General features: G+C 70.4%; 15 protein-coding genes. All 15 read left to right on the top strand.

What is annotated here, in order from left to right; genetic code table 11:
• Nucleotides 1–219 precede the first annotated feature (219 nt).
• The 15 genes from B118_RS0104885 to B118_RS0104815 all read left to right on the top strand — a co-directional run bounded on the left by B118_RS0104885 (nucleotide 220) and on the right by B118_RS0104815 (nucleotide 14135).
• A complete protein-coding gene (locus B118_RS0104885) occupies nucleotides 220–1626 on the top strand; it encodes an FtsW/RodA/SpoVE family cell cycle protein (protein ID WP_238323862.1) in 1407 nt (468 codons plus the stop codon).
• Nucleotides 1626–2732, top strand: coding sequence for an undecaprenyldiphospho-muramoylpentapeptide beta-N-acetylglucosaminyltransferase (murG, locus tag B118_RS0104880; protein ID WP_020493370.1), 1107 nt, complete (start codon nucleotides 1626–1628; stop codon nucleotides 2730–2732). The genes B118_RS0104885 and murG overlap by 1 nt, the downstream gene beginning before the upstream one ends.
• Nucleotides 2729–4273 (top strand): UDP-N-acetylmuramate--L-alanine ligase, encoded by a 1545-nt coding sequence (murC, locus tag B118_RS0104875; protein ID WP_028192451.1) that lies wholly within the window; start codon nucleotides 2729–2731, stop codon nucleotides 4271–4273. The genes murG and murC overlap by 4 nt, the downstream gene beginning before the upstream one ends.
• A 32-nt stretch (nucleotides 4274–4305) precedes the next feature.
• A complete protein-coding gene (locus B118_RS0104870; protein WP_028192450.1) occupies nucleotides 4306–5088 on the top strand; it encodes a cell division protein FtsQ/DivIB in 783 nt (260 codons plus the stop codon).
• Nucleotides 5089–5314: 226 nt separating this feature from the next.
• Nucleotides 5315–6430 carry a cell division protein FtsZ gene (ftsZ, locus tag B118_RS0104865; protein ID WP_018216362.1) on the top strand — a complete coding sequence of 372 codons (1116 nt, stop codon included), beginning with the start codon at nucleotides 5315–5317 and terminating at the stop codon, nucleotides 6428–6430.
• Between the two features lie 9 nt (nucleotides 6431–6439).
• Nucleotides 6440–7183: a YggS family pyridoxal phosphate-dependent enzyme gene (locus B118_RS0104860; RefSeq protein WP_018810896.1), complete on the top strand. Its 744-nt coding sequence runs from the start codon at nucleotides 6440–6442 to the stop codon at nucleotides 7181–7183.
• A gap of 187 nt (nucleotides 7184–7370) precedes the next feature.
• On the top strand, nucleotides 7371–8051 hold the full coding sequence (locus B118_RS0104855; RefSeq protein ID WP_018223273.1) for a cell division protein SepF: 681 nt from the start codon (nucleotides 7371–7373) through the stop codon (nucleotides 8049–8051).
• 30 nt (nucleotides 8052–8081) lie between these two features.
• Nucleotides 8082–8390: a YggT family protein gene (locus B118_RS0104850; RefSeq protein WP_018223274.1), complete on the top strand. Its 309-nt coding sequence runs from the start codon at nucleotides 8082–8084 to the stop codon at nucleotides 8388–8390.
• 41 nt (nucleotides 8391–8431) lie between these two features.
• Nucleotides 8432–9244 (top strand): DivIVA domain-containing protein, encoded by an 813-nt coding sequence (locus B118_RS0104845; protein ID WP_018223275.1) that lies wholly within the window; start codon nucleotides 8432–8434, stop codon nucleotides 9242–9244.
• A gap of 109 nt (nucleotides 9245–9353) precedes the next feature.
• On the top strand, nucleotides 9354–9908 hold the full coding sequence (locus B118_RS0104840; protein ID WP_018810897.1) for a hypothetical protein: 555 nt from the start codon (nucleotides 9354–9356) through the stop codon (nucleotides 9906–9908).
• Nucleotides 9889–10221, top strand: coding sequence for a DUF167 domain-containing protein (locus tag B118_RS0104835; RefSeq protein WP_018223277.1), 333 nt, complete (start codon nucleotides 9889–9891; stop codon nucleotides 10219–10221). The genes B118_RS0104840 and B118_RS0104835 overlap by 20 nt, the downstream gene beginning before the upstream one ends.
• 533 nt (nucleotides 10222–10754) lie before the next feature.
• Nucleotides 10755–11174 carry a TraR/DksA family transcriptional regulator gene (locus B118_RS0104830; protein WP_012014414.1) on the top strand — a complete coding sequence of 140 codons (420 nt, stop codon included), beginning with the start codon at nucleotides 10755–10757 and terminating at the stop codon, nucleotides 11172–11174.
• A gap of 63 nt (nucleotides 11175–11237) precedes the next feature.
• Nucleotides 11238–11957: a signal peptidase II gene (gene lspA, locus B118_RS0104825; RefSeq protein WP_018223278.1), complete on the top strand. Its 720-nt coding sequence runs from the start codon at nucleotides 11238–11240 to the stop codon at nucleotides 11955–11957.
• Nucleotides 11954–12898, top strand: coding sequence for an RluA family pseudouridine synthase (locus B118_RS0104820; protein WP_018223279.1), 945 nt, complete (start codon nucleotides 11954–11956; stop codon nucleotides 12896–12898). The genes lspA and B118_RS0104820 overlap by 4 nt, the downstream gene beginning before the upstream one ends.
• A gap of 49 nt (nucleotides 12899–12947) precedes the next feature.
• Nucleotides 12948–14135 carry a hypothetical protein gene (locus tag B118_RS0104815; RefSeq protein ID WP_018810898.1) on the top strand — a complete coding sequence of 396 codons (1188 nt, stop codon included), beginning with the start codon at nucleotides 12948–12950 and terminating at the stop codon, nucleotides 14133–14135.
• Nucleotides 14136–14171: the final 36 nt, after the last annotated feature.

Below are 14171 nucleotides of genomic sequence, written 5' to 3'. Positions count from 1 at the left end.
AGCTTCTCGACACGCCGGGGAGATGGTTGCGAGGGCCACGCCTCCCCCACCCGCGATGATGGTCGGGTGGGGGAGGGACCAGATCAAGAGGACAGCCCGGGAGCGGGGCGGCGCTGGCCGCCGGGGAGTACGCGTACCGCCGAGGTTCCGCCGGTGGCGCGGGCACCGGAGGCGCCTCCAGACGCTCCGCCCCTGCGCGGCCTGAGCGCCGCCGGCGGGTTGGCCGCGCTGCGTGGCCTGCTGGACCGGCCGCTGGCCTCCTACTACCTTCTGCTGTCCAGCGTCGGCCTGCTGCTGTTGATCGGTCTCACCATGGTCTTCTCGGTGACCAGCGTGGAGGACTTCGCCCGACGCGGCGATGCCACCGCGTCGTTGACCGAGCAGGCCTTCTTCGCGGTGTTCGGGATCGTGGCCTTCTGGGCGTGCCAGCGGCTGCCGGTCCGCACCTTCCAGGCGGTCGCCTGGCCGGCCCTCGGTGGCGCGGTGGGGTTGTTGCTGCTGCTGAATCTGGTGCTTGTGCTCAGCTCGCTGGCCGACGTCGGCCAGATCGGCCCGTTCTCCGCAGACCGGAACTGGCTGTACCTCGGGCCGTTCCAGCTCCAACCCTCCGAGCTGGCGAAGTTCGCCCTCGTGGTGTGGGGGGCGGACGTGCTCGCCCGGAAGGGCGCCCGGCTCGGCTGGTGGCGGGAGTTGGCCACGCCGCTCTTCCCGGTGCTGGGGCTGCTGTTCGTGCTGGTCGGCTACAACGACCTCGGCACGTTGCTCTGTCTGCTGGCCCTGGTCGTCGGGCTGCTCTGGGCGGCCGGGGTGCGGTTGCGGGTCTTCGCGGTGTTGAGTGCGATCGGCCTGCTCGGTGTCGGTCTGCTGGTGGCGGTCGCCTCGTACGGCGCCGGGTCGAAGGGGTCGGGCGAGAAGGGCGAGGGCAATTTCCGGCTGGAGCGGCTGACGACTTTCTTTGACCCGCCGCCGCTCGACACCTGCAAGGCGGACGAGTGTTACCAGATGCTCCAAGCTCGGTACGCGATCGAGCACGGGGGCTGGTTCGGCACCGGGTTGGGCAAGAGTTCCCTGAAGTGGGAGGCGCTTCCGGCGGCGGAGAATGACTTCATCTTCGTGATCATCGCTGAGGAGTTGGGTGCGGTCGGGTGCGGTGTGGTCGTGGCGCTGTTCGCGGTGCTCGCGTACACCGGGCTGCGGATCGCCCGCCGGGTGGCCGGCCGGTTCCGGCAGCTCGCCGCCGCCGGGGCGACCGCCTGGCTGGTCGGCCAGGCGGTGATCAACATTGGTGGCGTGACCGGGTTGCTACCGCTGACCGGCGTGCCGCTGCCCTTCATCTCCGAGGGCGGGACCGCCCTGGTCGTCACGCTCGCCGCGGTCGGCATGCTCGCCTCGTTCGCGCGGGCCGAACCTGATGCGGCGAGAGCCCTGCATGCCCGTCCGCCGGCCCGATGGGTCCGACTAGTCTGGGCCCCGTTGCCGCCGCTCCCCGGCCGGCGCCGCCCGGGTTCCCCACCAGCTCCCCGGGGCCGGGTGCCCCGGGGGCGGCATGAAGACGACCAAGCCGCGCCGCGTGCCGTCCGGGCGAACCGGGCCCGGCGTGGGTCGGCCGAGGAGAGGAGACGGTGATGGGTCCGCTGCGTTCGGTGGTGCTTGCGGGAGGTGGCACCGGGGGGCACATCTACCCGCTACTCGCCTTCGCCGACTGCCTGCGCCGGCACGACTCCGGTATCCGGATCACCTGCCTGGGCACCCCAAAGGGGCTGGAGAACGAGCTGATCCCACCCGCCGGGTACGACCTGCGTCAGATCCCCGCGCACCAGCTGCCCCGCTCGGTCAACCTGGACCTGGTGAAGACCCCGGGCCGGATGTGGACCGCGGCCCGGGCAGCTGGCCGGGTCATCGACGAGGTGCAGGCCGATGCGGTGGTGGGGTTCGGCGGGTACGTCTCGGTCCCGGCGTACCTCGCCGCCTGGCGACGTGAGCTGCCGATCGTCATTCACGAGGTCAATGTGCCACCGGGGGTGGCCAACCGGCTGGGCATGAAGTTCACCAAACACCTCGCGGTGGGCTTCCCGCACCAGCCCGCGCAGGCCGAGTCGCTACGCAGGGCCCGGGTGGTGGGGGTGCCGCTACGCCGGGGCATCGCCGGTCTGGACCGGGCCGCCATGCGTACCGCCGCCCGCGCCCACTTCGGGCTCCGGCCGGACCTGCCGGTGCTCTTCGTCGCCGGCGGATCGCAGGGCGCCCGCTCGATCAACCTGGCGGTCGCCGGGGCGGCCAAGGAACTGGCCCGGAACGGAGTGCAGGTACTGCACGTGGTAGGCGCACGGAACGAGGCGGTGTCGGTGCCGACCGACCTGCCCGCGCCGTACGTGACGGTGCCGTATCTGTCGCAGATGGAGCTGGGGTACGCGGCGGCCGATCTGATGCTCGGCCGGGGTGGGGCGATGACCTGTGCGGAGGTGGCGGCGGTCGGGCTGCCGACGGTCTACGTGCCGTACCCACACAGCAATCAGGAGCAGCGACGAAACGCGGTGCCGGTGGTGGAGGCCGGGGGCGGACTACTCGTTGACGACGCCGAGCTGACCCCGGCCTGGGTGGAGAGCACGGTGATCCCGCTGATCCGGGACCCGCAGCGGCTGGCCACGATGGGGAGTGCCGCGGCGGCGTACGGGCATCGTGACGGCGATGAGGCGTTACTCAACTTCGTCTACGAGGCGGTGGCCCGGTGAGCGGGAACAGTACGGCGAAGTTCTCCCCGGCCGGTCAGCTGACGGCGGAGGACCTCGGCGCCATCCATCTGATCGGGGCTGGCGGGGTCGGGATGAGCGGCCTGGCCCGGCTCTTCCTCACCCGTGGGATCTCGGTCTCCGGCAGCGAACTGCGCGAGTGGCCATCCCTGGCGGGCCTGCGGGCGCTGGGTGGCACCATCCACATGACTCACGAGGCGGCCAACCTCGACGGTGTGGACACCGTCGTCTACTCCTCGGCGATCCCCTCCGATCACCTGGAGCTGGTGGAGGCGCGCCGGCGTGGCCTGCGGGTGCTGCACCGTTCCGAGGCGCTTGCGGCGGCGATGACCGGCCGCCGGACGGTCGCGGTGGCGGGCACCCACGGCAAGACCACCACCACCTCGATGGTGACCATGGTGCTTCAGCAGGCCGGGGTGGATCCGTCCTTCGTGATCGGCGGGGAGATATCCGAGGTCGGTTCCGGTGCGCACCATGGCACGGGTGAGTACTTCGTGGTGGAGGCGGACGAGAGTGACCGTTCCTTTCTGATCTATCGACCGTTTGTCTCGATCATCACCAATATTGAGGCCGACCACCTGAACACCTACGGTGACCTGGCCAATCTGGAGGCGGCCTTCGCCGACTTCGCCCGCCTCACCGACCCGGACGGCTTCATCATCACCTGCGCTGACGACGCGGGCAGCCGGCGACTGGCCGAGACGCTGCGCGCCGAGGGACGACAGGTGTACACGTACGGCACCTCGGCCGACGCGGATCTTCAGCTGACCGAGATGGCCTCCTCCACCCGGGGTATCCGTTACCTCGCCGAAATCGACGGCCGGTCGCTGGGCGAGTTCCGGCTGCCGGTGCCGGGGCGGCACATGGGGCTCAACAGCGCCTCGGCGGTGCTCGCCGAACACCTGTTGGACCTGCCGCTGGAGGCGGCGCAGGCCGCGCTGGCGGCCTTTCCCGGCGTTCGGCGGCGCTTCGAGCGTAAGGGTGTCGCGGACGACGTGCTCGTCTATGACGAGTACGCCTACCACCCGACACCGATTGCGCTGGCGTTGCGGACGTTGCGGGAGGTGGCCGGCGAGGGACGGTTGCTCGTGGTGTTCCAGCCCTATCGGCTCTACCGCACCCGCGACCTGCAGGCGGAGATCGCCGAGGCCCTCGCCATCGCCGACGAACTGGTGCTGTTGGAGGTCTTCGGCCCGGGGGAGCTCCGGGGGCCGGGGGAGGGCTCGGCGGAGCTGATCGAGGCGGTGCCGCTGCCGGCCGACCGGAAGATCTTCGTGGACTCCTGGGAGGCGGCGCCGGTCGAGGTGGCCCGCCGGGCCAGGTCGGGCGATGTCGTGGTGACGATGGGCGCGCCACCCAGCTCGCTCCTGGGCGACCAGCTACTTGACGCGCTGGCGAAGCGGGGCGTGGCGGGCACCGCCGGCGCCGTGCCCGGCGGTGACGTCGGGGGTGCGACGACGATCGGGGGTACCGTTCCCGACCTCCCGGGTAGCTCCACTCCCGACGCTTCTACCGCCGGATGACCTCGCGGCCTGGGCGTCGGCGTACCTCCGGGGTGGAGGGGGGCGTCGGTCGCCGGGGGCCGGCCCGCCGCTGGCAGCTGGTTCGGGCCGGTCGGGACGCGGTGCCCGCCTCAACCCGACGGTTCATGGCCCGTGCCCGGCGGCGCCGAATGCGCGCGGTTCTGCCCTGGGCGCTTACCACTGGCGGGCTGGCGCTGGCGGGTTTGGTCGGCTGGGTGCTGGTCGGCACTGGCCTGTTTGGGGTGCGTGAGGTGCGGGTGGAGGGGGCCGAGTTGGTGACCCCGGTGGAGGTGCGTGAGGTCGCGGGGGTGCCCGACGGCACGCCGCTGGCCCGGGTGGACCTTGCGGCGACCGCGGAGCGCATCGGTGGCCTGCCGGCAGTCGAGCGGGTTGACGTGACGCGGGACTGGCCGGATGTCCTTGTGGTCCGGCTAACCGAGCGGACCGGTGCGGCGGTGGTGCCGCAGGAGGGCCAGTTTCTCGTGGTGGACGCTGCTGGGGTTGTCTTCCGTCGGCTGTCGGTTCCCCCCGACGGCCTACCGGTGATCCGGCTGGCGACGCCGGGCCCGGCCGATCCGGAGACCCAGGCCGCTCTGGCGGTGCTCGCCGAGCTCACCCCGCAACTGCGGGCCGAACTCGTGGACGTCACGGTGGAAGGGCTGGCCCGACTCACGCTCCACCTGCGCGATGAGCGGCAGGTGGTGTGGGGGGATGCGACCCGGGGGGCGGACAAGGCGCGAATCGCCACCTCGTTGCTGAACGGGGCGGCGGCCACGATCGATGTCAGCGCTCCGGACGTGGTGACCGTCCGGTGATGTGTGATCTGCCCGCGGGGGCGACACGCCGCCGGGTTGCTTGGCACATTGGGCGGAGGCGCTTACGTTGCCCCGAAGAGGATCAGTGGTTGACATAAATGTAACCCTCTAGTAGAGGGTGAGGGTTTACACCCGAGCCCTGGTGATGGCCGCGTCGTCAACCGTTGATCCTGGGCAAGCCGAGTGGCGCGGCCCATGCCAATCTCGAGGGGGAAAGGACCTTCAGATGACACCTCCGCACAACTACCTGGCGGTCATCAAGGTCGTCGGTATCGGTGGCGGCGGCGTGAACGCCGTCAACCGAATGATCGAGGTTGGGCTCAAGGGCGTCGAGTTCATCGCGATCAACACCGATGCACAAGCACTGCTGATGAGTGACGCCGACGTCAAGCTCGACGTGGGGCGGGAACTGACCCGTGGTCTGGGCGCTGGTGCCAACCCAGATGTCGGAAAGAACGCGGCCGAGGACCACCGCGACGAGATCGAGGAAGTCCTGAAGGGCGCCGACATGGTCTTCGTGACCTGTGGCGAGGGCGGTGGCACCGGCACCGGCGGCGCTCCGGTGGTGGCGAACATCGCCCGCAAGCTCGGCGCGCTCACCATCGGTGTGGTCACCCGGCCGTTCTCGTTCGAGGGTAAGCGCCGCCAGGTGCAGGCAGAGGCCGGCATTGACGAGCTGCGGAACCAGTGCGACACGCTGATCGTGATCCCGAACGACCGGCTCCTTGCGCTCGGTGACCGGAACATCTCCATGATGGACGCCTTCCGTACCGCCGACCAGGTGCTCCTCTCCGGTGTCCAGGGGATCACCGACCTGATCACCACTCCCGGTCTGATCAATTTGGACTTCGCCGACGTCAAGAGCGTGATGAGCGGTGCCGGCAGCGCGCTGATGGGAATCGGTAGTGCCCGGGGTGAGAACCGGGCGGTGGAGGCGGCCGAGGCGGCCATCTCCAGTCCGTTGCTGGAGCAGAGCATGGACGGCGCGCGCGGCGTGCTGCTCTCGATCGCTGGCGGTTCTGACCTGGGGCTGTTCGAGATCAACGATGCGGCGCAACTGGTCACCGACGCGGCCCACCCGGAAGCCAACATCATCTTCGGCGCGGTGATCGACGACGCCCTCGGCGACGAGGTGCGGGTCACTGTCATCGCCGCGGGCTTCGACGGAGGCGCGCCCGCATACAAGGCGGCCGAGCCGGCGCGCAAGACGAATCAGAATCAGCCGGCACCGGCCACACCCGCGGCACCGGCGCCGCCAACCACTCCCGCCCCGCAGCAGTCGCCGCGTCGGGTTCTCTTCGACGACGTCGATGTTCCCGACTTCCTCAAGAACGGTTCCTGAGTCCCGCCGATGACCAACACCCCCGCCGCGGCGCCCACCGACCGGAGCGCCGATCTCGCAGCTGGCCTTGCCCGAGTCCGTACCCGAATCGCCGACGCCTGTGCGGCGGCCGGTCGGGACCCGGGGGAGGTGACCATGATCGCAGTGACCAAGACGTACCCGGCGAGTGACGTCGTCGCCCTGGTGGGGCTCGGGGCGACCGAGGTCGGGGAGAACCGGGACCAGGAGGCCGCGGCGAAGGCCGCCGAGGTGGCCGCGGCGGGGGTGACGCCCCGGTGGCACTTCGTCGGCCAACTGCAGCGGAACAAGGCGAAGTCGGTGGTCCGGTACGCCGACGTGGTGCACTCGGTCGACAGCGTCCGGTTGGCCCGGGCGCTGGATCGGGCGGCGGCCGAACGGGACCGACCGTTGGAGGTCCTCCTTCAGGTCAGCATCGACGGGGCGCTGGGTCGCGGTGGCGCGTTGCCCGGCTCCACCGACCTGGACGCGGGGCTCGATCCGGTGGCCGAGGTGGTGGCGGGTGCGGACGGGCTGCGGCTTGGCGGGTTGATGGCGGTGGCACCGCTGGGCTGGGAACCGGACCGGGCGTTTGCCCGGTTGGCGGAGGTAGCGGCCGGGTTCCGGGCCCAGCATCCGCAGGCGACGTTGGTGTCGGCCGGCATGAGTGGGGACCTGGAATCGGCGATCCGGTACGGCGCGACACATGTCCGGGTGGGCAGCGCGTTACTCGGAATGCGCCCCACGCTGCGGTAGCCTGGCCGCCAGGAGCAAATTACATCGGTGTTGTTTGGTAGGAGTGGCACTCCACTCGTCGGGTTGTGGCGCGCGACGCGAAACGCGCGCCCAGGGGGGTGCCGACCCGGCGAGCAGAAATGATCCACTTGCGGCAGGCGACGCGGCACGGGGGTGCGTGCCGCAGGGCGGACGGGAAGGGCGCGGGATGGGTGCGCTGCGCAAGGCGGGGGTCTGGCTCGGTCTGGTCGAGGAGGACGACGAGCGGGCTTACGACGACGGTGGCTACGACAAGGGTGACTACCGCGAGTCGCGGTATCGGTCGAGCCGATACTCCGAGGACTTTGGAGACGACGACGATGAGGAGGCCGCTCCGCCCCGCTCGCGGCTTGGCGACCGGGGGCGTCTGGAGCGGGCTGCGGCGCGGGCTGGCGACGCGGACCAAGACGAGGAGAACGAGCAGCCGGAGCGGGCCGAGCGCTCCAGTGTCCGGTCGATCACCCGGTCCGTCCCCGAGGCGACTGGTGCCCTGACCTACCACACCCGCGACAATCTGGCCCTGGCGCCGCAGGCGTCGGCTCGGGAGCGGGTCTCGGTGGAGGAGGAGCAGCGCTACCAGATCACCACGCTGCACCCGACCACCTACCGGGAGGCGCGGACCATCGGCGAGCACTTCCGAGATGGGGTCCCGGTTATCATCAACCTGACGGAAATGGACGAGGCGGATGCACGGCGACTGGTGGACTTCGCCGCTGGGCTCGCGTTCGGGCTGCGTGGCGGGTTCGAGCGCGTGACCAATCGGGTGTTCCTGCTTTCGCCGGCCAATGTCCAGGTCACCGCGGAGGACAAAGCCAAGATCGCTGAGGGCGGTTTCTTCAGCCTCAGTTGATCAGCCCGAGTGCAAGGGACGTCGCCAGCCGTGTTGTCAATCCTGCTCCAGGTCTTGTATCTGGTCTTGTATGTCTTTCTTCTTATCCTGTTGTCCCGATTTGTGTTAAGTGCGGTGCTCCAGTACGGTCGGCGTTGGCAACCAGGGCGTGGGGCTTCGGCAGGGCTGGAAACCGTGTGGAGCGTCACTGATCCCCCGCTCCACGCGTTGAGGCGTGTGATCCCTCCGCTGCGAATTGGTACCGTGAGCATCGACCTGGCCTCCCTTGTGCTCCTGGTTATCCTGTTCGTGCTGATGGAGTTCGTGTTAGGGCCGTCGATCACCAGCACCGCTGGATGACCGATGCGCTTTCGCGGCCGCAACTGACCCGAGGAGTTTCGATGCCGCTGACCCCGGCCGACGTCCACAACGTCGCCTTCAAAAAGCCGCCGATCGGCAAGCGGGGGTACGACGAGGAGGAGGTCGATGCCTTCCTGGACGAGGTCGAGCGTGAGCTGGCCCGTCTGATCGAGGAGAACAACGAGCTGCGCGCTCAGGTGGAGCGCGGTGGTCGCGGCGCTGGCCCCGCCGGTCCGGTCGGCCCCGGTGGTGACGCCCGGCTCGCCGCCGAGCTCAACGACGTGAAGGCGCAGCTCGACCGGGTCCAGCGGGACAAGGCCGGAGCCGAGCAGGCCGCCCGCGCGATGCAGGCGGAGCTGGAGCAGGTCCGTGGTGCCGGTGCCGTGCCAGCCGGCGGCGACGGCGAGCAGCAGGCGCTCCGGGTGCTGATGATGGCCCAGCGGACCGCCGACGAGCACGTCACTGACGCCCGCCGCGAAGCCGACCAGGTGCTCTCCGAGGCTCGGTCCAAGGCCGAGGAGGTCACCCTCGAGGCGCGGGCCAAGGCCGACGCCCTGGAGCGGGATGCCCGTCAGCGGCACCAGGAGGCCATGGGCGGCCTGGACACCAAGCGCACCGCGTTGCAGGAGCACATCGAGGGGCTCAAGCAGTTTGAGCGCGAGTACCGCACCCGCCTCAAGGCGTACCTCGAGAGTCAGCTGCGTGACCTTGACAGCCGTGGGCAGGGCCCGGATGTCGAGATTGACCGGACCGATGGTGGGGGCCGTGCCGGTGGCGGCAACGGACTTGCCGCAGCCGGTCTCGCCGGCTCCTACGGCGGCGGTCGCTCTGGTGCGTTGGAATCCGGTCGCTGACCACACCGGCGGGCGGTCGCCGCACTGACGGTTGCCCGGTCGCAGAATCGGAACGAGACGCGGGGGGTGGGCTTTGATAGTCGCCAGTATCCTGCTCATTCTCGTTGCCGTGGTGCTGCTGGTGGTGGGCCTCGCTGATGGATCCAGCAGCCTGCTGATCGTCTCCATCGCGGCCAGCCTGTTGGCTGCCGTCGCGCTCGTCATGGGTGCCCGCCAGGCAGCCGCGGCCCGGGCAGCGGCGGAGCAGACCCCGGCCGAGGCGGATCAAGGTGGTGGGAGCGCCGACCGGCAGCCGGGCGGCCGCATGCCTCCCGGCCAGCATGTTCCTCCGTCGATCGACCATGGCGGCACCGGGTGGCGGCAACCACCCGGGCCGCCGGTCGTGGGCTCCGCACCGGTTGTGGACGGCGAGCCAGCTCCAGCGGCGGTCACCCCGGCGGAGGCAGCACTGCTGGCCCAACTCGACCGGGAGGTGTGGGTGGTTGACGCCCACCCCCGCTACCACCTGGCCGGCTGTAGGGAGCTACTCGGCGAGCCCGAGCCGCTTCCCGTGGCCGAGGCGACAGACCTCGGCTTCACCCCTTGTGCCCACTGCGCCCCGGTCGCCGCCTTGTTGAGTGCGGAAGGGCGGATCGCCAGCGGCGGTGCCGGTGCCGGTCCCTGAGGCTGAGGCGCCAGCCGCCCACGGCGGTGACTCGTTGACTGTCGCGGTCCGGATCAAACCGGGATCGTCTCGGTCCCGAGTAGGGGGCTGCTACCTGGGTCCGCATGGCCCTGCTCTGATCATCGCGGTGACGGCACCACCGGTGGACGGGCGGGCCACCGAGGCAGCGCGCCGTGCCCTGGCCGAAGCGCTCGGTGTCCGGCGGGGAGCGGTCTTGCTGGGCGCTGGGGCGGCCAGCCGAAACAAGATCTTTTATGTCGGTGGGGTCAGTGCCGAGATCGCCCAGAGGCTGCGCCAACTCCGCGACGGATAGGGCGGGCCGGTCACCGCGCGCCCAGGCCCTGCGTCCGCAACTCGCCCTGGCTCCCGCTGCTACCGGCCCCGGCCTCGGTTCTGAGCCATCGCCCTGCCCGGCCCAAACCTGCTGTGCTGGGCAGCGGGTGCTGCTGGTTGGATGCGGGTGACCACTTTCCGTCGCGGCCGGCAACAACCTGCTCGCCGGGCATCCGAGGCGGTGGGACGCTTCCGCGGCGGCGGACCGAGGTGCAGCGGTGGCTGCGGCCTCTTATCCGGCAGCGGCGAGTGGGGTACGGGTTTGGCGATTACGGCGAGGGCCGGAGCGATCAGTCTGCTAGCGTTCTTTTTGCCCGAGATGTGTAAATTCGGGGTGGGCGTCAGGGCGTCGGTGCGCCACATTGTCCGACGCCTGTACGTTCCGTATCCTTGCGAACCTCCGGAGTGCGCGGCCAATGGCTGCGCGCCCGTTTTGTACCTGGGGGCGCCGAACGCGGCGGCCCCTGTCCAGGTGCCGCGGCCCTCCGCGGCTCCGCGGCTAAGGGAGCGACGATGGCGAAGCCAGCCGACACCAGGACCGCCGGCCGTAAGCCGGCGACCAAGTCCACCCGCAGCGCGGCGGAGACCGAGAAGATCCGGGCAGCCCTGGCGGCACGGCGGGACGAGCTTCGTGCCGAGTATGATCAGACGTTGAGCGAGATCACCGAGCTGCAGCGCGACCGGCTGACCGACTCGGCCGGGGATGACCAGGCCGACACCGGCACCAAGACGTTCGAGCGGGAGCAGGAGATTTCCCTCGCCAACAGCATCCTGGAACGGATCACGCAGGTCGAGCGGGCATTGGAACGGCTCGATGAGGGTGGCTACGGCTGGTGCGAACGGTGCGGCAACCCGATCCCGGTGGAGCGGCTGGCCGCCTTCCCGTCGGCGACCCTCTGTGTGACCTGTAAGCAGCTGGCGGAGCGGCGCTGAGACCTCGCTCTCCAGTAGCCCGGTGAGGCGGCGTCCGCCGCCGCGAGCGTCGATGGGGAGTAGATGACCGCAGGACCGACCCCGGGATCCGGCCGTGCCGAGGCGACCGGGTCAACCGGGCCCGCCGAGGGCCGTCCGGCCCCCGGGCCGGATGGCGCCGTCGAGGCGGATGGGCCGCCCGTTGCCGCCGAGTTGCCCGGTGCCGTCGAGTCGCCCGGCGCCGCCGACGGTGCGACGACCCGGCGCCGCGCCGCGTCGGTCCTGCTCGGCATCGGCCTCACCGTGCTGGCGCTCGACCTCGGGACCAAGCATCTGGCACTTCAGGCGCTGGAGGGCCGAGAGCCGGTCCAGCTCCTGGGCGGCCTGGTCTATCTCAGCCTCACCCGCAACAGCGGCGCGGCGTGGAGCATCGGCGCCGACCACACCTGGATCTTCTCGCTGATCACCATCCTCGTGATCGGCTGGATCCTCTGGACCGCGCTGCGCCTGCGCTCCCTGCCCTGGGCGGTGTCGTTGGGGCTGGTGCTCGGCGGGGCACTCGGAAACCTGATGGACCGCATCTTCCGTGCTCCGGGCTGGTTCGTCGGTCACGTGGTCGACATGATCAGTGTCCTGGAGCCGTACGGCCGGGCGTTTCCGGTGTTCAACGTGGCCGACAGCGCTCTGGTTTGCGGCGTCTTCCTCGCGGTGTTCCTGGAACTGACCGGCCGCCAGCGCGACGGCAGCCGGCTCGGCCGGGGCGGACGGCAGGCGACCCCCACGGCGCCCCGGGAGCGGGCATGACGGCGGCGTATGCGGCCGGCGGTGACCAACGATCGCTGCCAGTCCCGGACGGGCTCGACGGACTCCGCCTCGACCAGGCCGTTGCGCGGCTCTTCGGGCTCTCCCGGACGACCGCGGCGGCCCTGGTTGACGAGGGCGCCGCGCTGGTCGACGGCACGGTGCGGGCTAATTCCTACAAGATTCGGGCCGGGTCCTGGCTGGAGGTGACGCTGCCGGCGCCGGCGGCTCCGCCGGCCGTCGTGCCGCAGGCGGTATCCGGCCTGGGCGTCGTGTATGCCGACGACGACATCGTGGTGGTGGACAAGCCGGTTGGCGTGGCCGCTCACCCCAGTCCCGGTTGGACCGGACCGACCGTGATCGGTGGGCTTGCCGCGATCGGCCACCGGATCGCCACCAGCGGCGCGGCCGAGCGGCAGGGCGTGGTGCACCGGCTCGACGTCGGCACGACTGGGATCATGGTGGTGGCCAAGAGCGAGCAGGCCTACACCTTCCTGAAGCGGGCGTTCAAGTACCGCGAGGTGGAGAAGCGTTACCACGCCGTGGTGCAGGGGCACCTCGATCCGTTGCGGGGCACCATCGACGCTCCGATCGATCGGCACCCACACCACGACTACCGCTGGGCGGTGGTCTCGGGCGGTAAGCCCAGCATCACCCACTACGACACCCTTGAGGCGTTTCCGGCGGCCAGTCTGGTGGACGTACGGCTGGAGACGGGCCGTACCCACCAGATCCGCGTGCATTTCTCGACGCTGCGGCACCCCTGTGTGGGCGACCTCACTTATGGGGCCGATCCCACCCTCGCCAAGCGGCTCGGCCTGGATCGGCAGTGGCTACACGCCCGGGAGTTGGGGTTCCGCCATCCCCGCACAGGGGAGGAGGTCTGCTTCGTCAGCGGCTACCCTGACGACCTGGACCGTGCTCTGGGAATCCTGCGGGAATGAGCGCGGCCATGACCTGAACGATCCAAACGCGACGAGGGGGTCTCCGTCCGTGCGCTCCGGTGACCTGCTGCGCCAGCTGGACCAGCGGCTGTTACCCCACCTCGTGGGCGCGGCGAACCGGCTGGCCCAGGGTTCTGCCCAATTCGGGCTCCTCCTCGGGGCCGTGCTGCTCTCCTGCCTTGCGGTAGCGGTCACCGCGGTGTGGGGAACCGGCGCTCCGCCGGCCGGTGCTCCCACTGCGGACGAGATGACCCGGGTCGGGGTGGCCGCCGGGGAATCAATTCCCGGCTATCTGCAGGATGCCACGGATGACCTGGCAGCGCTACCGACGGCGGTCCCGTCCCCAGCGAGCGGCACCTTCGCGCTGGTCTCGCTGTCGGCGTACCTGACGCCGGATCAGGCCGCCAACGTCCTCGGTGACGTGCCGGTCGCCGCTGTCATCGGCCGGGTGCCGTTACCTGAGCGGCAGCCGGAGGTTGTCCGGATCGACGTGCCGGGCCTGCCGAAAGATGTGATCACCGCCATGGCTGACCTGGCGGCCCGCAAGGAACGGGAGGCGGGTGACTACCGGTCCCGGGCCGCCGCGGTCACTGATGAGAGACCGGAGCAGCGCGAGCAGCGCGAGTTGTACCTGAGCGCAGCGCAGATGGCGGAGGCCGAGGCAACGGCATACCGTGGCGGGTGTGCCTGCGTCTACGCGGCGGTGGTCCGCGCGGAGCCGGTCGAGTTGCGCCAGGTGGCGTCCCAGCCGGACGTGCGGGTCGTTGATCCCGCGCCGGAGGTGCGTCGGCTGGACCGTACCGTCTTCACCCCGCCCCTGCCAGAGCAGGATGCGGTGGCGCACCCCCTTGCGGACTCCGATCTGACCACCCCCGATCCGGTCTTCCCTGACCCGGTTGTTCCTGACCCGGTGGTCCCGGATCCAGCGGTTTCCGACCCGGTTGTTCCCGACCCGGCGGTCCCGGATCCGGTCACCACCCCCACCCCGGTGGTCCCAGACCAGGCCAGCCCCACCCCGAGCCCCGAACCGGTCACTCTCAGCCCGCCGACGCCGACGGAGGAACCCGTTCCCGGCCCAGCCCCAGAGGCGAGGAAGTCACCATCAATTTCACCAACCTCCGACCTCGCGTCTGGGGCGCCGCCCACGCCGGCCACCTCGGCGAACGTGGTCAGCAGCGGTGCCTCCGGGCCGGTTTCGGAAGCTGAGGTCGGCCCGGTGGCAGGCGGATCGGTATAGCCCTAATAGGCTTTCGTTCGTAGCCTGTCAGACGGG

Origin of the sequence: Salinispora pacifica CNR114 (genome assembly GCF_000514775.1) — a bacterium.
In the GTDB taxonomy this organism is placed as follows: Bacteria; Actinomycetota; Actinomycetes; order Mycobacteriales; family Micromonosporaceae; genus Micromonospora; species Micromonospora pacifica.
This window is presented reverse-complemented; position numbering and strand designations above follow the sequence as displayed.

Bases quoted from the DNA above. Each gene is read 5' to 3' on its own strand.
- murG (WP_020493370.1), top strand. From the start codon at position 1,626: ATGGGTCCGCTGCGTTCGGTGGTGCTTGCGGGAGGTGGCACCGGGGGG.
- ftsZ (WP_018216362.1), top strand. From the start codon at position 5,315: ATGACACCTCCGCACAACTACCTGGCGGTCATCAAGGTCGTCGGTATC.
- B118_RS0104860 (WP_018810896.1), top strand. From the start codon at position 6,440: ATGACCAACACCCCCGCCGCGGCGCCCACCGACCGGAGCGCCGATCTC.
- B118_RS0104855 (WP_018223273.1), top strand. From the start codon at position 7,371: ATGGGTGCGCTGCGCAAGGCGGGGGTCTGGCTCGGTCTGGTCGAGGAG.
- B118_RS0104845 (WP_018223275.1), top strand. From the start codon at position 8,432: ATGCCGCTGACCCCGGCCGACGTCCACAACGTCGCCTTCAAAAAGCCG.
- B118_RS0104830 (WP_012014414.1), top strand. From the start codon at position 10,755: ATGGCGAAGCCAGCCGACACCAGGACCGCCGGCCGTAAGCCGGCGACC.
- lspA (WP_018223278.1), top strand. From the start codon at position 11,238: ATGACCGCAGGACCGACCCCGGGATCCGGCCGTGCCGAGGCGACCGGG.
- B118_RS0104820 (WP_018223279.1), top strand. From the start codon at position 11,954: ATGACGGCGGCGTATGCGGCCGGCGGTGACCAACGATCGCTGCCAGTC.